This window comes from Thalassospira alkalitolerans (genome assembly GCF_002115745.1).
Taxonomy (GTDB): domain Bacteria; phylum Pseudomonadota; class Alphaproteobacteria; order Rhodospirillales; family Thalassospiraceae; genus Thalassospira; species Thalassospira alkalitolerans.
In genome coordinates, this window is sequence record NZ_JFKB01000005.1 from 211,960 (window position 1) to 230,397 (window position 18,438).

The 18,438-nt window shown below is 54.4% G+C and carries 17 protein-coding genes; 7 read left to right on the forward strand and 10 right to left on the reverse strand.

Features of this window, described 5'->3' with window-relative positions; genetic code table 11:
- Nucleotide 1: 1 nt before the first annotated feature.
- Nucleotides 2-859, reverse strand: coding sequence for a sulfurtransferase (locus TALK_RS09250; RefSeq protein WP_085618093.1), 858 nt, complete (start codon nucleotides 857-859; stop codon nucleotides 2-4).
- Nucleotides 860-1,030: 171 nt separating this feature from the next.
- Entirely contained in the window at nucleotides 1,031-1,741 is a 711-nt protein-coding gene (locus TALK_RS09255) for an alanyl-tRNA editing protein (RefSeq protein ID WP_085618095.1), read from the reverse strand.
- 299 nt (nucleotides 1,742-2,040) lie between these two features.
- Here TALK_RS09255 and TALK_RS09260 point away from each other — a divergent pair, with 299 nt between their 5' ends.
- Entirely contained in the window at nucleotides 2,041-2,700 is a 660-nt protein-coding gene (locus TALK_RS09260) for a hypothetical protein (RefSeq protein WP_085618097.1), read from the forward strand.
- 84 nt (nucleotides 2,701-2,784) lie between these two features.
- On the forward strand, nucleotides 2,785-3,306 hold the full coding sequence (locus TALK_RS09265) for a hypothetical protein (RefSeq protein WP_085618099.1): 522 nt from the start codon (nucleotides 2,785-2,787) through the stop codon (nucleotides 3,304-3,306).
- A 155-nt stretch (nucleotides 3,307-3,461) separates the two neighbouring features.
- Here the strand turns inward: TALK_RS09265 and TALK_RS09270 are convergent, their stop codons facing one another.
- Nucleotides 3,462-4,565: a PA0069 family radical SAM protein gene (locus TALK_RS09270; protein ID WP_245829802.1), complete on the reverse strand. Its 1,104-nt coding sequence runs from the start codon at nucleotides 4,563-4,565 to the stop codon at nucleotides 3,462-3,464.
- Nucleotides 4,566-4,844: 279 nt separating this feature from the next.
- Between TALK_RS09270 and TALK_RS09275 the strand changes: the two genes are divergently transcribed.
- Complete coding sequence (locus TALK_RS09275) at nucleotides 4,845-5,477, forward strand: LysE family translocator (protein WP_085618103.1); 633 nt, start codon at nucleotides 4,845-4,847, stop codon at nucleotides 5,475-5,477.
- Nucleotides 5,478-5,520: 43 nt separating this feature from the next.
- On the opposite strand, the gene TALK_RS22105 is transcribed toward TALK_RS09275, so the two are convergent.
- The 4 genes from TALK_RS22105 to TALK_RS09290 all read right to left on the reverse strand — a co-directional run bounded on the left by TALK_RS22105 (nucleotide 5,521) and on the right by TALK_RS09290 (nucleotide 9,617).
- Nucleotides 5,521-5,694 carry a hypothetical protein gene (locus TALK_RS22105; RefSeq protein ID WP_169714989.1) on the reverse strand — a complete coding sequence of 58 codons (174 nt, stop codon included), beginning with the start codon at nucleotides 5,692-5,694 and terminating at the stop codon, nucleotides 5,521-5,523.
- Between the two features lie 4 nt (nucleotides 5,695-5,698).
- Nucleotides 5,699-7,276 carry an L-lactate permease gene (locus TALK_RS09280; protein ID WP_085618105.1) on the reverse strand — a complete coding sequence of 526 codons (1,578 nt, stop codon included), beginning with the start codon at nucleotides 7,274-7,276 and terminating at the stop codon, nucleotides 5,699-5,701.
- A gap of 189 nt (nucleotides 7,277-7,465) precedes the next feature.
- Complete coding sequence (locus TALK_RS09285) at nucleotides 7,466-8,485, reverse strand: LLM class flavin-dependent oxidoreductase (RefSeq protein WP_085618107.1); 1,020 nt, start codon at nucleotides 8,483-8,485, stop codon at nucleotides 7,466-7,468.
- 202 nt (nucleotides 8,486-8,687) lie between these two features.
- Nucleotides 8,688-9,617, reverse strand: coding sequence for a LysR family transcriptional regulator (locus TALK_RS09290; RefSeq protein ID WP_085618109.1), 930 nt, complete (start codon nucleotides 9,615-9,617; stop codon nucleotides 8,688-8,690).
- A 111-nt stretch (nucleotides 9,618-9,728) separates the two neighbouring features.
- On the opposite strand from TALK_RS09290, the gene TALK_RS09295 reads away from it, so the two are divergent.
- Nucleotides 9,729-11,009, forward strand: coding sequence for an MFS transporter (locus TALK_RS09295; protein ID WP_085618289.1), 1,281 nt, complete (start codon nucleotides 9,729-9,731; stop codon nucleotides 11,007-11,009).
- A 92-nt stretch (nucleotides 11,010-11,101) separates the two neighbouring features.
- Here the strand turns inward: TALK_RS09295 and TALK_RS09300 are convergent, their stop codons facing one another.
- Nucleotides 11,102-12,100: a cysteine synthase A gene (locus TALK_RS09300; protein WP_085618110.1), complete on the reverse strand. Its 999-nt coding sequence runs from the start codon at nucleotides 12,098-12,100 to the stop codon at nucleotides 11,102-11,104.
- Between the two features lie 125 nt (nucleotides 12,101-12,225).
- On the reverse strand, nucleotides 12,226-12,861 hold the full coding sequence (locus tag TALK_RS09305) for an NUDIX domain-containing protein (RefSeq protein ID WP_085618112.1): 636 nt from the start codon (nucleotides 12,859-12,861) through the stop codon (nucleotides 12,226-12,228).
- A gap of 388 nt (nucleotides 12,862-13,249) precedes the next feature.
- Here TALK_RS09305 and TALK_RS09310 point away from each other — a divergent pair, with 388 nt between their 5' ends.
- The 3 genes from TALK_RS09310 (at nucleotide 13,250) to TALK_RS09320 (ending at nucleotide 16,975) form a co-directional block, all read left to right on the forward strand.
- On the forward strand, nucleotides 13,250-14,803 hold the full coding sequence (locus TALK_RS09310) for a sensor domain-containing diguanylate cyclase (RefSeq protein WP_245829804.1): 1,554 nt from the start codon (nucleotides 13,250-13,252) through the stop codon (nucleotides 14,801-14,803).
- Between the two features lie 47 nt (nucleotides 14,804-14,850).
- Nucleotides 14,851-15,360 (forward strand): GNAT family N-acetyltransferase, encoded by a 510-nt coding sequence (locus TALK_RS09315; RefSeq protein WP_085618115.1) that lies wholly within the window; start codon nucleotides 14,851-14,853, stop codon nucleotides 15,358-15,360.
- A gap of 154 nt (nucleotides 15,361-15,514) precedes the next feature.
- Nucleotides 15,515-16,975 (forward strand): aminoacyl-histidine dipeptidase, encoded by a 1,461-nt coding sequence (locus tag TALK_RS09320; protein WP_085618117.1) that lies wholly within the window; start codon nucleotides 15,515-15,517, stop codon nucleotides 16,973-16,975.
- A gap of 59 nt (nucleotides 16,976-17,034) precedes the next feature.
- Here the strand turns inward: TALK_RS09320 and TALK_RS09325 are convergent, their stop codons facing one another.
- Nucleotides 17,035-18,396 (reverse strand): DnaJ domain-containing protein, encoded by a 1,362-nt coding sequence (locus TALK_RS09325; protein ID WP_085618119.1) that lies wholly within the window; start codon nucleotides 18,394-18,396, stop codon nucleotides 17,035-17,037.
- Between the last annotated feature and the right edge of the window lie 42 nt (nucleotides 18,397-18,438).

Consider the following 18,438-nt stretch of genomic DNA (forward strand, 5'->3'; position numbering starts at 1 on the left):
GTTATGCCGGGCCCTGATCGATGGGGCTGCCTTCGGTCGTGGCCCATTCGGCCCAGGATCCGTCATAGACCGCGACTTCTTTTTTGCCCGCAATATAGGCGCCAAGCGCCAAAACGCAGGCGGTAACACCCGATCCACACGATGTGACAATCGGTTTGTCCAAACTGACACCGGCATCGGTAAAGGCCGTGCGAATGGCATCGGTATCTTTAAAGGTGCCATCGGCGTTCAGAAGTCTGTCAAAGGGCAGGTTGTATGAGCCCGGCACATGCCCGGCCTTGCCCCATGGTTCATTGCCTTGCCCGGTAAAGCGTTCGGTGGCGCGGGCATCAACGAATTGTTCGCGATGGCTTTTGACGTTTGCCAGAACCTGATCGTATTCGCGTAACAGGAAACTGTTGGCGCGCGCGGTAAAGTGGCGTTCGCGCGGCAATGTTGGTGTATCGGTAACGGCGCGGTTTTCCGCCAGCCATTTCGGCAGGCCGCCATCAAGCACAGCAACGTCGTGATGCCCGAAATGACGCAGCATCCACCATGCCCGGCAGGCGGCAAGGGCCGACCCGGTTTGGCCGTAAACAACGATCCGCACACCATCGCCAAGGCCAAGCTTGCGAACCTTGGCTGAAAATTTGATGGCATCGGGCACCATATGGGGAAGCGGCGCACTGTCATCGGCGGCAATGTCGTCGATATCGTAAAAGACCGCACCGGGGATGTGTTGCGTGTTGTAAATCGCGCGCGCATTAGTGTTTTGGGCGGGCATATAATAGCTGGCGTCGACAACGCGAACGTCGGGTGCGTCAAGGTGATCTGCAAGCCACTGGGTGGAAACCAGTGCGTCTGAAGAAGTGTTGGTCATCAAAGGACTCCGGTTTGCAATGGTGGGTATTGCGCGATCCGGGGCGTTTCCGCAGATCTGTTTCAAATGTTTCTTGTTTTATTTTTTAGCCTTCCTGTTCGCACATGGCAATATCCTGACTGAAATTGTGGATATGTTCGGGCCAGATATGAACAGGAATGAAATGAGCCGCTATTCATCAAAGACAATATTGATACGTCTGTTCTGGCGGCCTTTCTTTTCGATTTTGGACACCAGAACCTTGCCGATTTCGCCCGTGCGTTTGACATGGGTTCCGCCGCAGGGCTGATAATCGATGCCTTCGATGGTGACTGTGCGGATGGAATGACCATCCATCGGCGGCTGAACCGACATGGTGCGCACCAGTTCCGGGTTTGCCTTAAGCTCTGCAATGCTGATTTCGCCGTCGTAAACGTCGGCATTGCGCGCAATTAATTCGTTTAGTTTATCGGTCAGCTCGTCCTTGTCCGGGGCATCATCGGGCAGGTTAAAGTCAAGCCGTGCCTTGTGTGCGGCAATGTTGCCGCCCGTCACATCGCCTTCGACAATCGCGCATAGCAAATGCAGGCAGGTGTGAAACCGCATCAGGCGATGGCGGGTATCCCAATCCAGATCGACCGTGACCGTATCACCGACGGTCGGCAAGTCATGGCCATCTGCAATGATATGAAGAACCTGACCGGTTTCGCGGTCCTTGACCGTGGTGGCAATCGGCAGGATACGCCCGTCTGATATTTTCAGGGTGCCGATATCACCGGCCTGTCCGCCAGCAGTGGCATAGAAAACGGTTTGATCAAGGCCGATGCCCCGATCCGAAACTGCCGTGACTTTGGCGTCGCAGCTTTGGCGATAGGCATCTTCGCGAAACAAAAGGCGGGTCAAGGGTTTCTCCATTCTCGGTCATTTTTGGTGGCGTTCAGATCGGCGGAGCGTTTTCTGCGTGTGGTATCCGGCGGCAGATGATCGGCCTTTGCCGGGGCAGGCGCGATCAATGCGTGGTTGCGCCTGATATCCATCGGGAAAACCATGCGGGAAAATCATGGTGCTGCGCATGGTGGTGTTTTGTCGAGGGCTTTTTGCTTTTCTGGTTTGTATGTATTGGTACATATAATTGTAAATCATGTTGATTTATGTACGAAATGTATGGTATTTCATTGGGCAAAATTGGGGGTTATTGAAACTTGGCTGCTATTATTCACGTCAAACTTACGGGCGAGGGCGATTTCGGACCGGTCGATCTTGAATGTGCGATCCCGCCTGCGCGTTTGCCTTTTGTGATGGCGGCCCTGTTTGGTTCCCCGAATGCCTTGCGGGCCGGTGGGGCGGGCGACCTTGCGGGGGCATCGTTGCCAAGGGGCGGTGCCGCGGCAAAGGCCCATGATGTTGATCATAGTGGTGCTGCCGGGGGGGCAGGGACAGGCTTGCCGCAATCTTTTGTTCCGGCGGTGGATGGGGCGGGTGACCGTACGGATGATGGTGCTTCTCAATCGGGCGGTATGGCCGATTTCGATCCGATGGATATGGCGGATCCGGCCAGTTTCCTGACGGGGTATATTGGCAGTTTGGGGGATTTGGTGGCCCGGCTTCAGCCGCGTGGCTTTGCCGAAACGATCCTGATCGGAGCAATTTGGCTGCATTACCGCGATGGGCGCAGTGTTGTGACCCGTGATGATCTTCGCCGCCTTCTGCGTCGTCAGGAGCATCTGCGTATGCCAAAGAATTTTGGCCGTGATTTTCAGACCGCGATTGCGCGCGGCTATGTCGAAGCTGTGCCCGATGACGGGGGATACGTTGTGGCCCGGGGTGGTTATCAATGGTTTCGCAATGCTTGTATTAAATGATACAAAAAGTCGATATATGGGTTGACGTTATGTATAGGTAATGTATATTTATTGACGTGGGACAAGAAAACAGGCGGGGACAAAATGCGGGAATGGGAAGTACGGACAAGCTGCAGGGTTTGGCGTGGTCGATATGTGATCCGTGGGGGCGTTGATCGCATCGCCAATGATATTGCCGGATTGCAGCAAAGCCGTTTTCCGGGGCTGGAACCCGGCAAGGTTTCGCTTCGGGTTGTGACCATGGCTGTTATGGCGGTTCTGGCCGAGGAATGCTGCGAAGATGGCGTTACCGCCGCCGAGCTTTCCTTTTTGCTGACGACCTGTCTTGGACGGCCGATTTCGCCTGCACGGATTGAAGACGAAATGGAATTGCTTTCGGGGCTGGTCTGGACCGGGGCATGGGGCGGTGAAACGCTTTATGTGCTTGAAAAACGCGGGCTTCGGTTCTTTGAAAGTGCGCGTGTGATGGCCATAAGCGATGCGGATGCAAAAAATGGCGACCTGACAAAATACCGAGGCGCGGAGGAAGGCGGGGTTTTGCAACAGATCGATCCGTCGATCACAGCGGACCCCGCCCCCCACGCGCGGTATCGGGTGGTTGGCTGATCGGGGCCACAGGCTATCAGACTGTATTTATATCGCGTTATCAACACCCGCCTTTGGCTTTGCCCGGCGGGTGTTTTGCTGTTTGCCTTGTAAAGGATCACAAGGCCGGGGGCTTATGCCGTGTCGGCATCTTTCATCAAGCAGATCAATGGGATTTAAAGTAACTGCATCTGACCATTGGCATTGGGGCGGATAAAGCCACTGCTATCAAGGTTAAGGGATCGGCCGGTCATGCCGTGTTTTTTGCGGGCGGCATCAAACCGCCGCGCAATCAGATCGGCAATCGGGCCGGTGCCGCGCATGCGGGTGCCAAATTCCGATTGATAGATTGCCCCGCCGCGCATCTGTTTGATCAGGGATATGACCTTTGCCTTGCGGTCGGGATAATTGGTTTCAAGCCATTCTTCGAACAAATCGGCGATTTCAAGCGGCAAACGCAGAACGATATGGGAAACCGATGTTGCCCCGGCGTCATGAACGGCGGCGACCAGATTTTCGATTTCCATATCATTGAGGCCGGGAATAATCGGCGCGCAGAGGGCCGTTACCGCAATACCGGCATCGGACAATTTTCGAATGGCATCAAGCCGACGGTGCGGGGCCGATGCACGCGGTTCCAACAGGTTTGATAACCTGTGATCAAGGCTGGTGACCGATACCGCGACCGAGGCACGGTTTTTAAGGGCCATCGGGGCAATCAGGTCGATATCACGGGTAACCAGCGCACTTTTGGTGATGATTGAAAAAGGATGCTGGCAGTCACTTAACACCTTGATCAGGGATCGGGTTAATTGCTTGTCGCGGTCAACAGGTTGATAGGGATCGGTGTTGGTGCCAATGACAATCGGGGCGGGCTGATAGCTGCGCCCGGCAAGTTGTTTGCGCAGCAATTCCGGGGCATCGGGTTTCCAGAACAATTTGGTTTCGAAATCAAGGCCGGGTGATAATCCAAGCCAGGCATGGGTCGGCCGGGCAAAGCAATAAATACAGCCATGTTCACAGCCGCGATAGGGGTTGATGGATCGGTCAAACGGTACATCCGGGCTTTGGTTTCTGGTGATGACGCTGCGCGCGCCGTCGATGCCAAGCGTGGTTTTGGTGCGCGGTGTATCGGCATCTTCCATCAGGCCGGATATCCAGCCATCGTCATAGGCCTGATGGCTGAATTTCTCGTAACGGCCATCACTGTTTGAGATCGCACCGCGGCCCTTTTGTTTGCGCGCTGGCAAGATGTTGGGATCCAAAGACGAGGGATCCATCTGATCCTGATCCGGAAAATCCGTTGCATTGCCGGGTGCCATTTCAGGCGGATGTAAGGGGGTGTTTTGCATGAGTTCAAGATATAGAACAAAATAGGAACATTCAAGCGTTATTGCTGCGGACGCTTAATTGTCATCTGGGGCTGTTTTGATTTGGGAATGATTGTTCCCGGGGCGAAGCGGTGCTGAAATGGAAAATGTATCGATACATTCGCGTGCTTGCCGGTTTTTGAAATCCATCTATAGTTGCCCGATCTTCACCGATGCGGAGCCTTTGGGATGGATTGGACACAGCTTGTCAGTTTTATGCTGGTGACGTCGCTTTTGGTGATGTCGCCCGGACCAAATGGCGTTCTGATTGCCAAGACCGTCCCGACATCGGGCCGTGCAGCAGGCTTTGCCAATGTTGCCGGGTTTGTGACGGCTTTTTATGTTCATGGCACATTGTCGATTTTGGGGATTTCCGTGATCCTTGTGCAATCCGCCCAATTGTTTTTGATGGTCAAAATCGCGGGTGCGGCCTATTTGTGCTGGGTCGGGTTCAAGGCGTTGCGTGATGCCTGGCGCGGGATCAAAACCGTTGCCGAAGTCGCCCCGGCCAAACGTCGGCGCACCCTTGCCGTTGCCTATGGCGATGGGTTTTTGACCAATGTGCTTAATCCCAAGGTGTCGATCTTTTACCTTGCCGCATTTCCGCAATTCATGCCCGTGGGCGAGGGGGCGATGACATCGGCCTTTATGCTGGTTTGTGTGCATGCCAGCATCAATGTTATCTGGTTTACGGCCATGATTGTGCTGTTGTCGCGGTTAACAGGGATGGCGCGCAATGGATCGTTCCAGCGCGCCCTTAAGGCGGTGACGGGCAGTGTGTTTATTGTCTTTGGGATCAAACTGGCGATGTTCCGCCCGTAACCTTGGCGTGCCCCCGGTTACGATCCGTCCAATGGCTTGATGCCTATTTCCTGGCGATGATCAGGATCATGACGGCGGCAAACAATGCAAATAAAACGCTGCTTATCGGAACCCCGAACAGGGCGGCGGTTTCATTGATTAATGCTTCATAGGCCGCAAGTGGCAATAAAAGCGATGCGATAAACAGGAAGGCCGGGTTCAGCAATTTCTGTTTCATGGCCTTAACCCCCGTTCATCATTGAAATCAGCAACAGACCCAGCGCCATGAAACCGCAAAGCGCGGTCAGGATCACACCGGTTTTAAGCACGACCGAAAGTACCGGGCCTTCCTTGCCCGACAGGCCAACGGTGGAACAGCCGACAAGGATTTTCGACGGGGCCAACATGCTGCCAAGTGATGCGCCGGTGGCCTGTGCCGCCAGAACAAGGGCGGTTGAAATACCCGAAAGTTCGGCGGTGTGGCGCTGGAACATGCCAAAAACGACATTGGAATTATTGGTGCTGCCGGTCATGAACGCGCCAAGGGCGCCAATTGCCGGGGCCAGCACCGGATAGGCAATGGCAAAGGAGCCGGAAAACAATGCGGCACCGCCCTCGGCCAGGGCATAGGTCATGCCTGCATGATCCATGATCAGGGCAAGGCCGATGACCGGCACCATGCCAACGCTGGTCGGAAGGCCGCTTTTAAGCGTGCGTTGCCAGATGCGTTTGGCGATGCCGTTGTCATAACGGCCACGTATTTTGAAAAAGGTAAAGCTGATCAGGGCGGTATACAGCAGTAGCGCGCCGGGATGGCCGAAAATGGCGATGGCCTTGGCACTTTCGGCATTGATCTGCCAGCCAAGTGCGGTTGAAACCGCCGGGAAATCAAATGTCAGACGAATGCCCGACAGGAAATCTTCGACCGGGGGAACAAAGGTGGCCAGACCAACAATCACCATAAACACCAGATAGGGGGTCAGGGCTTCGATCAAGGGCATATGGTGATGATCATCATGGACATCGGAAGGATCGGCGACATCATCAGGATGGGGTTTCCAGAACCGGGTGACGATGATCGATGTGACAAGTCCGGCAATCCCGGCGGTTAATCCGCCCAGCGTCCAGACGCCGTAATTGGCCATCAGATATTGAACAACCCCCATCACACCGGCGATGATCACCAGCGGCACGATCCGGCGGCGCACGGTGCGAAAACCACCATCCAGCCACAAAACAGCCGCCCCGCAGGTAAAGCCCGACAGGCCAAGCAGGATTGCGGAATAATGGGTCAGTTCAGTGCCCGGAATGCCGGTGACACCGATCAGGGCCTCGAACGAGGTCGCCATATTGCCAAACAGAACCGACCAGCTATGCCCGATCATCGGGGCCGCAACGGCCAGAACCGGCGAGAACCCCATGCCGAGCAGAAGCGGCGCAATCACGGCAATCGGTACGCCAAAGCCCGCGACCCCTTGCAGGAAGGTGGCGAAAACATAGCCCAAGATCAACAATTGCAACGGACGGTCATCGGTTAATTGCCGGATGGCGCGCCCGATGGTTTTGATCGCACCGGCTTCGTCAGCGGCGAAATACAGGATCAGCGCAGCCCAGACGATATAAAGAATATACAGGGCCAGCATCACGCCCTTGGCCTGGGCAATGATCAGCATATCGATCGGCGCGCCAAAGGTGAAAATGGCAATGACGACCGTGACAAACCATGCGGCTGCCCCGGCGCGCGCCGCCCCCCAATTGGCTTTGATCATCAGAAATAAAATGGTGGCAATCGGAAGGGCAGCCAGAAGGAAATCTGTCATCGGGGCGAACCAAAACCTTTTGGAACAATAAGTTGCAGGTTGTTTCCAACCGGGTCGCTATCTTGTCCCAGCCGATGATCAAGCGCAAGAAAACAGTGATGGCATTTCGTATGATGAAATACAAAGCCGGGCCATATGGGCGGCCCGGCTTTGATTTAATCATCGTACGAATGCCCAAGGGGCTTGTTTTCAGGCGTTGTGTTGGCCGGTTTCGTCACTGCTTAGGTCTTTGTGTAACTCGGCGGCAATTGAAAATGATTTCAACCGTGCCTCTTGGTCAAAGATATTGGCCGTCACCATGATTTCATCGGCCTTGGTCATATCGATGAAATCGCGCAGTTTTTTGCGCACGGTGTCGCGCCCGCCAATCGCGGCATAGCGCATGGCATGATCGACCCCGGCCTTTTCAACCCGGTTCCAGATATCATCCATCGATTTGACCGGTTTGGGCAATTGGCCTGGTGTGCCGCGCCTAAGGTTTAAAAATTGTTGCTGCATCGAGGTTGCGAGATATTCGCCTTCCTCGTCGGTATCGGCAGCAAAGAATCCCATCGCCGCAATGGCATAAGGTTTATCAAGCTGATCGCTGGGTTCAAACCGATGACGATACAGGTTCAGCGCGTCCATCAGCATGTCAGGGGCAAAGTGGGAGGCAAAGGCAAAGGGCAGGCCAAGACGGGCGGCAAGATCGGCCGAGAACAGGCTGCTGCCCAAAAGCCATATCGGGACTTGTGATCCATATCCCGGCACCGCCCGGATCGGCGGATTGCCTTCAAGCGGGGCAAGGAATTGCTGAACCTGAAGCACGTCCTGAATAAAGCGGTCTTCGCTGCCATGCATGTCACGGCGCAGGGCGGCGGCGGTGCGTTGATCGGTCCCCGGTGCGCGACCAATGCCAAGATCAATACGGCCGGGATAAAGCGCATCAAGGGTGCCGAATTGTTCGGCGATCACAAGCGGGGCATGGTTGGGCAACATCACACCGCCCGATCCAACGCGGATGGTTTTGGTGCCTGCGGCCACATGGGACATGACGACCGAGGTTGCGGCACTGGCGATGCCGGGCATATTGTGATGTTCGGCCAGCCAGTAACGGTGAAAGCCAAGTTTTTCAGCATGTTGCGCCAGGCTAAGCGTATTGCGCAACGCATCGCGCGGATGTTCGCCTTCGTTGACCGGGCAAAGGTCGAGAACGGAAAAGGGGATCATGAACCATATCCTGTTGGGCGCAGGCCACATATGGGCGCGCCAGATTGCATCGTTGACGACTAATCTAGCCTAAAATCAGATGCTTGCCAGTCCATGACAGCGGGTTTTGCGTTTTGTTTCGCCAAATGGGGGCATTCCGCCATGTTCTATCGTGCTTATGCTTTGTCGATTTGGTGTCAGAAAGATTGATCCTGCCAATTGGTTAATCGGCGTTGTTGACGGGGGCGGATGGGGGTTCACTGGCAATGCGGTGTTCGTTCAGAGTACGGCTGACGAAATTGCGAAGAACCGTTGAAATATCACTGGCGCGATAGGCCAGTGCCAGATGCGCCATCGGAACATCGCCCGCGATCTTGCGATAGACCACGCCATTGACCTGTAATTGCGCCATGGCGGCAGGTACCAGTGAAAAGCCAAGTTCAGCCGCAACAAAATTGATCACCGATCCCAGTTGTGGCGCGCTTTGGCCCATCACCGGTTCAAATCCGGCAGCACGGCAGGCGGCAACGACAATATCGAAATGCGTTGGCCCGACGTGGCGCGGTGTCAGGATCAGGGCGTCATCGCGCAAGGTTTCCAAGGCGACCGTATCGTCAAGTGCGGCCGGATGACCGGCGGGCAGAACAATCAGCATCGGTTCTGATTTTAACCGGTGCAGGCGGATATTATCATTGGGGGTTGTTCCTTGGCGCAGGAAGACGGCATCAAGCTGTTCATCCTGGATCGCGTTCAAAAGACGGGCGGAATTGTTTTCTTCCAGCGTCATGTCAACGCCGGGATAGGACCGGCGGAAATCACGGAAGACGCGCGGGACGCTGGGGCTAAACGCTGCCGATGCGGTAAACCCGACCCGGATCGAGCCGATTTCACCGCGCCCGGCGCGCTGGGCGGCACGGATCGCACGTTCGGCCATTTCGGGGAAATGTTGAACAATTTCGCGAAAGGCCAGCCCGGCCTGGGTCAAATTCGCGCCATGGGGGACACGGTGGAACAATTGTGTGCCGATCTCTTTTTCCAGATCGCGGATTTGTTGGCTAAGCGGTGGCTGGCCGATGCCGATCCGGGCGGCGGCACGGGTAAAGTTGCCTTCGCGGGCAACTTCGAGAAAATAGCGAATATGGCGCAATTCCATCCGGTATATCCAAAACATATCATGAATGACTGTGGTATATATTGGACGGATATCGGCAAAGCTGCAACCATGTGGCCATATCCGAGTATAAAAAAAGAACGAGGCCTTTTCATGTGTGCAGATCGGGCAAAGATCCCCGCAGCGCAGCCTTTAACCGTTGATGGCGTGCAACCGCCCGCAATGGCCGAGCCGATCTATACCGAGCCGGGATCCCCCGAATATCGGCGGATCAGTCTGGCGCTGTTTTTGGCGGGTTATGCGACGTTTTCGTTGATTTATTGCGTGCAACCTTTGTTGCCGGAACTGGCGCGGGATTTTGCCGTCAGCCCGGCGGAAAGTTCGCTGGCGCTGTCGCTTGCCACCGGGTTTTTGGCTTTTGCCATTTTGCTGGCCGGGGCGGTGTCCGAGGCGTTTGGGCGCAAACAATTGATGTTTGCGTCGATGTGCGGGGCGTCATTGTTAAACCTGATCGCGCCGGTGTTATCGGATTGGCATGCGTTTTTGGTGGTGCGTGCGCTGGAAGGCCTGATTTTAGGTGGTGTTCCGGCGGTTGCCATGGCCTATTTGGCCGAAGAAATGCACCCGCGCGGCCTTGGCACCACCATGGGGATTTATATCAGCGGCACGGCCCTTGGCGGTATGAGTGGCCGTGTGGTGATTGGACTGTTAACCGATATGGTTGGCTGGCATTTAGCACTTGGCGCGATGGGGGCGCTTGGTTTGGCCGCAGCGATTGGTTTTGCCGTGTTGTTGCCGCCATCGCGTAATTTTGTCCGTCGGCCCGGTTTTCAATTGCGCTATCATATTCGGGCCTGGGAACAGCATTTGCGCCATCCCGGTTTGCCGTTTGTGTTCCTGATCGGGGCCTTTGCCATGGGGTGCTTTGTCACGATCTATAACTATGCCGGGTTTCGGTTGTCCGAGGCCCCCTTTAACCTTAGCCAGGGGCAGATCAGCCTGATTTTCGTGGTTTATCTGTGTGGCATGGTGACGTCATCGATTGCCGGGGCGATGTCAGACCGTGTCGGGCGCGGGCCGGTTTTGCTGGGCGGGATTGTGATTGCCGGGGCCGGGGTGGCGATAACGCTGCTAAGCAGTCTTTGGGGCATGATCGGCGGGATCATGGTGTTGACCAGTGGATTTTTTGTTGCCCATTCGGTGGCGAGTGGCTGGGTCGGGCGCATGGCCAAACAATCCAAGGGCCATGCATCGTCGTTGTATTTGCTGGCGTATTATTTGGGCTCCAGCATCATGGGATCGGTGGGGGGCTGGTTCTGGTCGCATGGCGGGTGGAATGCGGTGGCGGGTTTTGCCGGTACGCTTTTGGTCGGGGCTGCGATTTGCGGGCTTTATCTTTGGCGTGCGGCACGCCGGGAAGGGGCCGTGGCGTAATCGGTGATTTTGCCGCGGGTCAAAAGGATATCAAAAATAAACCCCCGCCAATCTGGACGGGGATTTATTTCGGTTGTTGTCTGGGACCGAACCTAAAGCCAATCCGGGCTTGGCAGGCCTTTTTCCTTAAGGAATTCCGGGTTCCAAAGTTTGCTTTGGTAACGTGTGCCAAGGTCACATAAAATGGTGACGATGGTTTTACCCGGACCAAGTTCACGGGCGAGGCGCACCGCACCGGCAATGTTGATACCGGTTGATCCGCCCATGCACAGGCCTTCTTCCTTTAGCAGGTCAAAGACGATCGGCAGCATTTCATCATCTGAAATCTGGAACGGATGATCAATCGTGATGCCGTCAAGGTTGGCGGTAATGCGGCCCTGACCGATCCCTTCGGAGATCGAGCTGCCTTCGGATTTCAATTCGCCGAATTTATAGTGGCTGTAAAGCGCCGCCCCCATCGGATCGGCAAGGCCGATCTGGATGTTTTTGTTGCGGTCTTTAAGTGCCATGGAAACACCGGCCAGCGTGCCGCCGGTGCCAACCGCACAGATAAAGCCATCCACCGTACCGTCGGTCTGTTCCCAGATTTCAGGGCCGGTGGTGTCGATATGGCCCTGACGGTTGGCGACGTTATCGAACTGGTTGGCCCAGATGGCACCATTTGGTTCAGATTTTGCCAGTTCTTTGGCCAGACGTCGCGACACATGGACATAGTTGTTCTGATCGCGATAGGGCACAGCCGGGACTTCGCGCAGATCAGCACCCAGCAAACGCAAAAGGTCTTTCTTTTCCTGGCTTTGCGTTTCCGGGATGACAATCACCGTGCGATAACCCAGCGCATTGCCGACAACGGCCAAACCAATGCCGGTATTGCCAGCGGTTCCTTCGACGATGACGCCGCCGGGTTTCAGAAGACCGCGTTTTTCCGCGTCACGAATGATGGCAAGAGCAGCGCGGTCTTTGACCGATCCGCCCGGATTGGCATATTCCGCCTTGCCCAGAATGGTGCAGCCCGTCAGCTCGGAAACTTTTTTAAGTTTCACAAGCGGGGTGCGACCAATGGCTTCGATGGTGCCATTGCGAATGTCCATGACAGACTCCAAGCGTGGTTAAATTTAAATTCTGTTGCCTGTTGAGTGGGCTATTTATACACAAAAGTCAATATGGTTTAAAAATTACCACGTAAAAATTGTGTCAAATTTTATATAAACACAAATCATGTGTTGTTTGTGTTTTTCGGAGCATTTCCGCGCAATCGGTCGCGGTTCAGCATCAGCCATTGAATGGCAATCATCGCCGTTGCATTGCAGAGTTGCCCCTTTTGCAACATGGCAAAGCATTCGTCGGCTGAAACCGTATAAACCCGAATGTCTTCGCCTTCATCCGCAAGGCCATGAAGACCACCGGCCTTTGTCGCATCCACCGGGCCATAATACAGGGTGACGGTTTCGGTTGAGCAACCCGGTGTGACATAGTAGCGCGAAATCAATTCAAGCGGGCCATTGATCGTGCAACCGGATTCTTCCATCGTTTCGCGATGGGCGACGTCTTGCATTTCTTCGCCGTCTTCAACAATGCCAGCGACGATTTCGTTTAACCAAAGCGGCATGTCGGGAAAGTGTTGATGGACCGAAATAGCACCCGGGCGGAATTGTTCGATCAAGACAACCTCGTCGCGGATTGGATCATAGGGCAGCACCGCGACCGCATGACCGCGTTCAAGGATTTCCCGTTGAAGGACCGCACTTTGGCCGCCGTCAAACAACCGATGCCGAAGTTTATAGACATCAAGTTTGAAATGTCCGTCCCAACCGCGTTTGCGGCTGATGATTTCGTAATCCATGTGATCCATAAATTCTATCCGGCTAAGCTATTGGAACTTCAGTTCTGTTGACAACATATAGATCATGGTTTCACAACAGGTTTGTGAAGATAAGAGGGCAGTTCTGCATCGCAGGTAACCGATGACTTTCAGGATATCGTGCCAAAAGTCATTTGGCAAAAATGATGCAATCAAATAGCGAGGCGACCGGGCAAGTGCGTATTTTAATCATTTTTAATATAGTGTAACCTTTGATTAGATATCGCGCAGAGCGACCGCAAGCTAAACTGATTTAAGGGGCGCGTTAAATCGCATTACCGGGGACAATAAGGTTTTGATGCGATTCGAACCGACAGAAATTGCGCGTCTTTATGGACGATCGCGGGTGGGAGTTGTCGTACACAGGGATTTGATAGCTGTGTACGTCAATGATGCCTATGCGAATATGCTGGGCCGCAAGGACACGAAGGATTTCATGTCCGAACCTGATTTGCGGCAATACATCCCCCCGAGTTTCCATTTCGAAGCTGGAAAACTGGCCTATGAGTTTCAGGACGCCAACGGGTTTCACGGCTGGAAAAAGGTTTACAATATCCGGACTGACGGAAAACCGGTCTGGATGGAAATCAGTGATGAAACCGTTGAATGGGGCGATTCCAACGCGGTCCTGACCACAGCCCAATTGATCGATAACGGGACAACGGCCATGCAGGTTGATCATATGCTGGGTCGGTCCTTTATCGGTGTGATGGTTCATCGCGATATGACGGCCCTTTATGTCAATGATGCCTTTGCGCATTTGATGGGGGCTGAAAATGCCAGCGCCTTTATGGAAAAGCCCGATGTCCTGCGTTTTATCCCCGAAGTCGACAAGGAACGCGCCCTTAAACATGTGGCGGCAATCCTGCACGGCGATCGCGAAGGGGAGCGTCACCGGGTGCAGGACATTTTGGATGATGGCAGTGCCGTTTGGCGTGATTTAACCGACGAACGTATTCTTTGGCATGATGGCCAAGCCGCTATTTTGACCACGGCGCATGATGTGCGCGATGAAGTCGAAATGAACAAGGCATTGATGCGGAGCAAGGCCGGGTTGGAAGAAGCGGTTACCGAAGTCATCCGCATGGTGCCCTCGGCCGTCGGGATGCTTGATACCCGTCAGGACGTTGCCCATTACAATCGTGAATTTGCCCGCCTGTTCGGGGCGGGGGATATGGACGGCGACGGTCCGCTGACATTTGAAATTGATATTCTGCGGGGCATGTATGCCTTGATGATCAAAAGTGGCCATGGGCATGCCAATATTGAAAGTGCGCAAACCCCATCTGGATGCCATGCCGATATCCGCATGAATTTGATGGAAGATGGCGGGGTGATGGTATCGGCACTTGATATCTCTAGCCACAAGCGCAAGGAACAGCACCTTGATACTTTGGCATCGACCGATCCGCTGACCGGTGCCTTGAACCGGCGCGGGTTTGAATCTGCGGTCAGTCGCCTGCGCGAAATTCGCCAGTTGAAAGGCAAGGTTTGGCAATTTGGTCTGGTGGTGCTTGATCTTGACCATTTCAAGAATGTCAACGACACCCATGGCCATTCCGCCGGGGATCGTATTCTGGAAAAGGTTGCGCTGACTTTGCGTCAGGCATTGCGTGATGACGATCTTGTCGTCCGGCTGGGCGGCGAGGAATTTGCCGTTCTTTTGCCATCCGCAACAGCGGCCGTTACCAAGCGCATTGCAGATCGTCTGGCAACGATGATTAGGGCCATCGAAGTGTCGGCCGAGGCATCTGAAGATCAAGCTGTCAGTATTACGGCGAGCTTTGGCGTTACCGTCGGTGGTGAATTGCGTGGGCAGTTTGTCGAACTTGATCAGGCACTTTTGACAGCCGACCGGGCGATGTATGCTGCCAAGGATGCGGGGCGAGACGGCATTAAATTCCTGATATTCGATGATCAGGTCGACAACTGATCCGGACTGAATTACCGTTTTGCTTTGCGTAATATGGCGGGCAAACAATGATCATTCGTGAAATGGTATTGGCGGACGGCGGTGCGGTTATTGATATCTATAACCGGGCGTTGCGTTCCGGACATGCATCCTTTCAGGAAAATGGCGGAACGTGGTCGGAGTGGGATGGGGGGCACCTGTTGCATTGTCGTTATGTTGCGGATGATGGCGGTGGAAAAGTCCTTGGATGGGCCGGGTTATCTTCCGTATCAGGGCGCTGTGCCTATGCCGGTGTGGCCGAGATATCGGTTTATGTCGATCCTGATTGTCAGGGGCAGGGAATTGGCCGCCAGTTATTAGCTGCGCTTGTCGAAGGTTCAGAACAGCATGGCATCTGGACGTTGCAGGCGGGTATTTTTCCGGAAAACAGCGGCAGTGTTGCCCTTCATCAAAAGCATGGCTTTGAAATTCTGTGCCGACGCCATGGTTTTGGTCGCATGACATATGGTTCGATGCAGGGGCAGTGGCGTGATGTCTTGTTGTTGGAACGGCGCAGCAAGCTTGTTGGCATCGACTAGGTCTTGAACCGGGCTACATTGGCGGATCGCCTGAAAATCGCCGGAAATCTGCGTAAAAACCCTTGGATCATCTGGAAATTCGCCCGCCGATACGCTAAGCAGCAAGAACGCCCACGAAATGCATAGCAAATAAACCACACAGGAGAGCGCCACCGTGAATGAGATCAGCAAAATTGCGCCGGTCGCAATTTGGGATAATTTCCAGAAGCTTTGCGATACCCCGCGTCCCTCGACCAAGGAAGAAGCTGTTTTGCAGCTTTTGGAAAAGATGGCCGATGCCAAGGGTTTCAGTCATTTCCGCGACAGCGGCAGCAACCTTGTGATTTCCGTCCCGGCCAAGCCGGGATTTGAAAACCGCAAGATGGTCATCCTGCAATCCCATGTCGATATGGTCACCCAGGCCAATAGCGGTTCATCGCATAATTTCGATACCGACCCGATCCGTATGGTGATGGACGGTGACTGGATCACGGCCGATAATACGACGCTGGGGGCCGATAACGGTATTGGCGCTGCGGCCATGATGGGCTTTATGACGGATGACAGTTTGGAGCATGGTCCGCTGGAATTGCTGTTTACGGTGGACGAGGAACGCGGCCTTACCGGGGCGATGAACCTTGAGCCGGGCCGTCTTAAGGGTGATATCCTTCTGAACCTTGATACCGAGGATGAATACGAGCTTTGCGTTGGCTGTGCCGGTGGTGGCGATCTGGTCGCAAGCTTTGCCTATACGCCCGAAGCCGTTGGCGGCGGACAGGTGGCGCGTGACATCGCGTTGACCGGTCTTAAGGGCGGTCATTCGGGCATCGATATTATTCTGGGCCTTGGCAATGCCAACAAGCTGATGGCGCGCTTTCTGCGCACAGCCATTCGTGAATTCGGTGTTCGGATTGTGACAATCAATGCCGGTACGGCACGTAATGCGATCCCGCGTGAATCATTTGCGACCGTTGTGTTGCCATCAGACAAGGCCGATGATTTTGATGCCGCAGTTGCGCGTTTTGGCGCGGAAGTAAAAGACGAAATCGGTACGATTGAACCCAATTTCGCCATTGCTGCCAAGGATGCGGACCTTCCGAAGGCAGCAATGAGTGCGGGTGATTCCAAGCGTTTCAATAATGCCGTCACCGGGGCACCGAATGGTGTTCACGCCATGAGCACCAGCGTTGAAGGCGTGGTTGAAACATCGATCAATCTTGCCATTGTCAAACTTGCGGATGGCAAGGCCAATGTGACCTTATCCGCACGCAGTTCGATCAATTCGGCACGTGATGCCATCCGTGAAACGGCAACGGCAGTGTTTGAAAATATCGGTGCAACGGTTACCTGGGGCGATGCCTATCCGGGGTGGAAGCCAAATGCCGATAGCGAAGTCGTTAATATGATGAAAGCCGTTCATCGCGACATGTTTGGCAAAGACCCGGAAATTCGCGTTATTCATGCCGGTTTGGAATGCGGTGTGCTTGGTTCAAAATATCCGCATTGGGATATGGTTTCGTTCGGGCCGACAATCAAACGCGCACACAGCCCCGATGAATGCGTCCATGTGCCAAGTGTTCTGCGGTTTTGGGATTATCTTTTGGCGGCGTTGAAGGCGGTCCCGGTCAAGAACTGATCAATCGGATCTGGCACCCAAAGAACAAGATTTTGTTGCGACTGATCGTGTGTTTGCGGTCAGTCGCAACTGTTTGTGGCACACCATGCGTCACGCGCCTTGGTCCCGCTGCCCGGCACCAGGGCATCCAGATTGACGAACCCGGTTTCGCCAAGGCTGGTTTCGATTGGAATCCAAAAAGCGTCGCTTGCACCATCAATATAGACGGTTTCAAACCGCGCCAATCGACGCATGACCGGAAATTCAATGCCCGGACCTTTGCGCATATTCAAAAGATCGCGGTCGATATAATAAGGATCACGTTCCACCCCGATGATCTGTTCGACCTTGCGGGTTAATGTATCTGTTTTTTCGGCAATCAGTTCGGGGATGTCACGGGTGAGAAATCCCTGGCCGGGGCCAAAGGCAACCAGCAGACAGAATATCACAATGAAAATCGGGCTTAGATGCATCAGGGCATCAAGCATCCCGATCTGTTTCCATTCATCACGCACACGTCTTGGCGGTTTTCCGTCATCCAGACGTCGCAGGTTTGCGCGGATTTGTTCGGCCAAGACAGAACGGTTTGATCCGATGAAATCATTGGCCTGCAACAGGACGGCACGCGCCAGGGGTTTGTTGCCGCTGCGTTCAAATGCGGTGGCTTGTGTAAACAGCAGTTTTGCATTGCCTTCTGGCGGGAAAACGCCGCCGCGCATATTGCCAATGATCGCCCGCCATGCCGGGATGAAGCTGCGCCAGCCCCAGAACCCCCGGAACCATGTTTTGAAGCTGGCCTTTAATGCCATGCGCCGTGCCCCTTTGGGGGCAAGGTTTGCACGGATTTTTTCTATTTTCAGGGAATGCAGAAAGCCACGCACAATGGTGAATTCGACCTGCCGGGGTTGTGCGGAGACGACTTCGGTGATTGCACAGCGGATAAAGCCCGCCTGATCCGGGGTGGCACGGGGTTTGGCGTGGCGTTTGGCGCCGGGGTGAATGTTTGACTTGCGGGCTGCGTTGCGTTCCTGCTGCTGGCGATAGGCCTCGTTGGCGCGAGCAAACCGGTCTTCTTCGCTTTCGCGGTTGTTTTCGGCCTTGCGGCCCGATCCTGCAAATCCCTGACGGTGTGCGTCTGCTTTGCCAGGGCCTGCGGCCTGTGGGCCATAGGCGCCGCTTTGCTGTTTGCCGGTGTTTTTACCATTCGCCGATGCACCGGATTTTGCGTTGCGTGGTGAACTGGCCGGTGCCTTGCGTTCGCCAATCAGGATTTCATAGGCCTCGGTGATGTCCTTGAATTTTTCTTCGGCATCAATATCTGTATTTCGATCTGGATGGTATTCAAAGGCAAGCTTGCGATAGGCGAGCTTGATTTCCTTTGCACCGGCATCCGGCGCAATGTTTAACAGGCGATAATAAATCCCGAGATGATCTTGGTTCATTCGTGAATAGGCATCCTGCGCGTAAAAACATCCCGAAACCGG

Excerpts from the sequence above, each read along its gene's own strand:
- TALK_RS09250 (WP_085618093.1), bottom strand. The coding sequence starts at position 859 with ATGACCAACACTTCTTCAGACGCACTGGTTTCCACCCAGTGGCTTGCA.
- TALK_RS09265 (WP_085618099.1), top strand. The coding sequence starts at position 2,785 with ATGCGGGAATGGGAAGTACGGACAAGCTGCAGGGTTTGGCGTGGTCGA.
- TALK_RS09270 (WP_245829802.1), bottom strand. The coding sequence starts at position 4,565 with ATGGATCCCTCGTCTTTGGATCCCAACATCTTGCCAGCGCGCAAACAA.
- TALK_RS09275 (WP_085618103.1), top strand. The coding sequence starts at position 4,845 with ATGGATTGGACACAGCTTGTCAGTTTTATGCTGGTGACGTCGCTTTTG.
- TALK_RS22105 (WP_169714989.1), bottom strand. The coding sequence starts at position 5,694 with ATGAAACAGAAATTGCTGAACCCGGCCTTCCTGTTTATCGCATCGCTT.
- TALK_RS09280 (WP_085618105.1), bottom strand. The coding sequence starts at position 7,276 with ATGACAGATTTCCTTCTGGCTGCCCTTCCGATTGCCACCATTTTATTT.
- TALK_RS09285 (WP_085618107.1), bottom strand. The coding sequence starts at position 8,485 with ATGATCCCCTTTTCCGTTCTCGACCTTTGCCCGGTCAACGAAGGCGAA.
- TALK_RS09290 (WP_085618109.1), bottom strand. The coding sequence starts at position 9,617 with ATGGAATTGCGCCATATTCGCTATTTTCTCGAAGTTGCCCGCGAAGGC.
- TALK_RS09295 (WP_085618289.1), top strand. The coding sequence starts at position 9,729 with ATGTGTGCAGATCGGGCAAAGATCCCCGCAGCGCAGCCTTTAACCGTT.
- TALK_RS09300 (WP_085618110.1), bottom strand. The coding sequence starts at position 12,100 with ATGGACATTCGCAATGGCACCATCGAAGCCATTGGTCGCACCCCGCTT.
- TALK_RS09305 (WP_085618112.1), bottom strand. The coding sequence starts at position 12,861 with ATGGATCACATGGATTACGAAATCATCAGCCGCAAACGCGGTTGGGAC.
- TALK_RS09315 (WP_085618115.1), top strand. The coding sequence starts at position 14,851 with ATGATCATTCGTGAAATGGTATTGGCGGACGGCGGTGCGGTTATTGAT.
- TALK_RS09325 (WP_085618119.1), bottom strand. The coding sequence starts at position 18,396 with ATGAACCAAGATCATCTCGGGATTTATTATCGCCTGTTAAACATTGCG.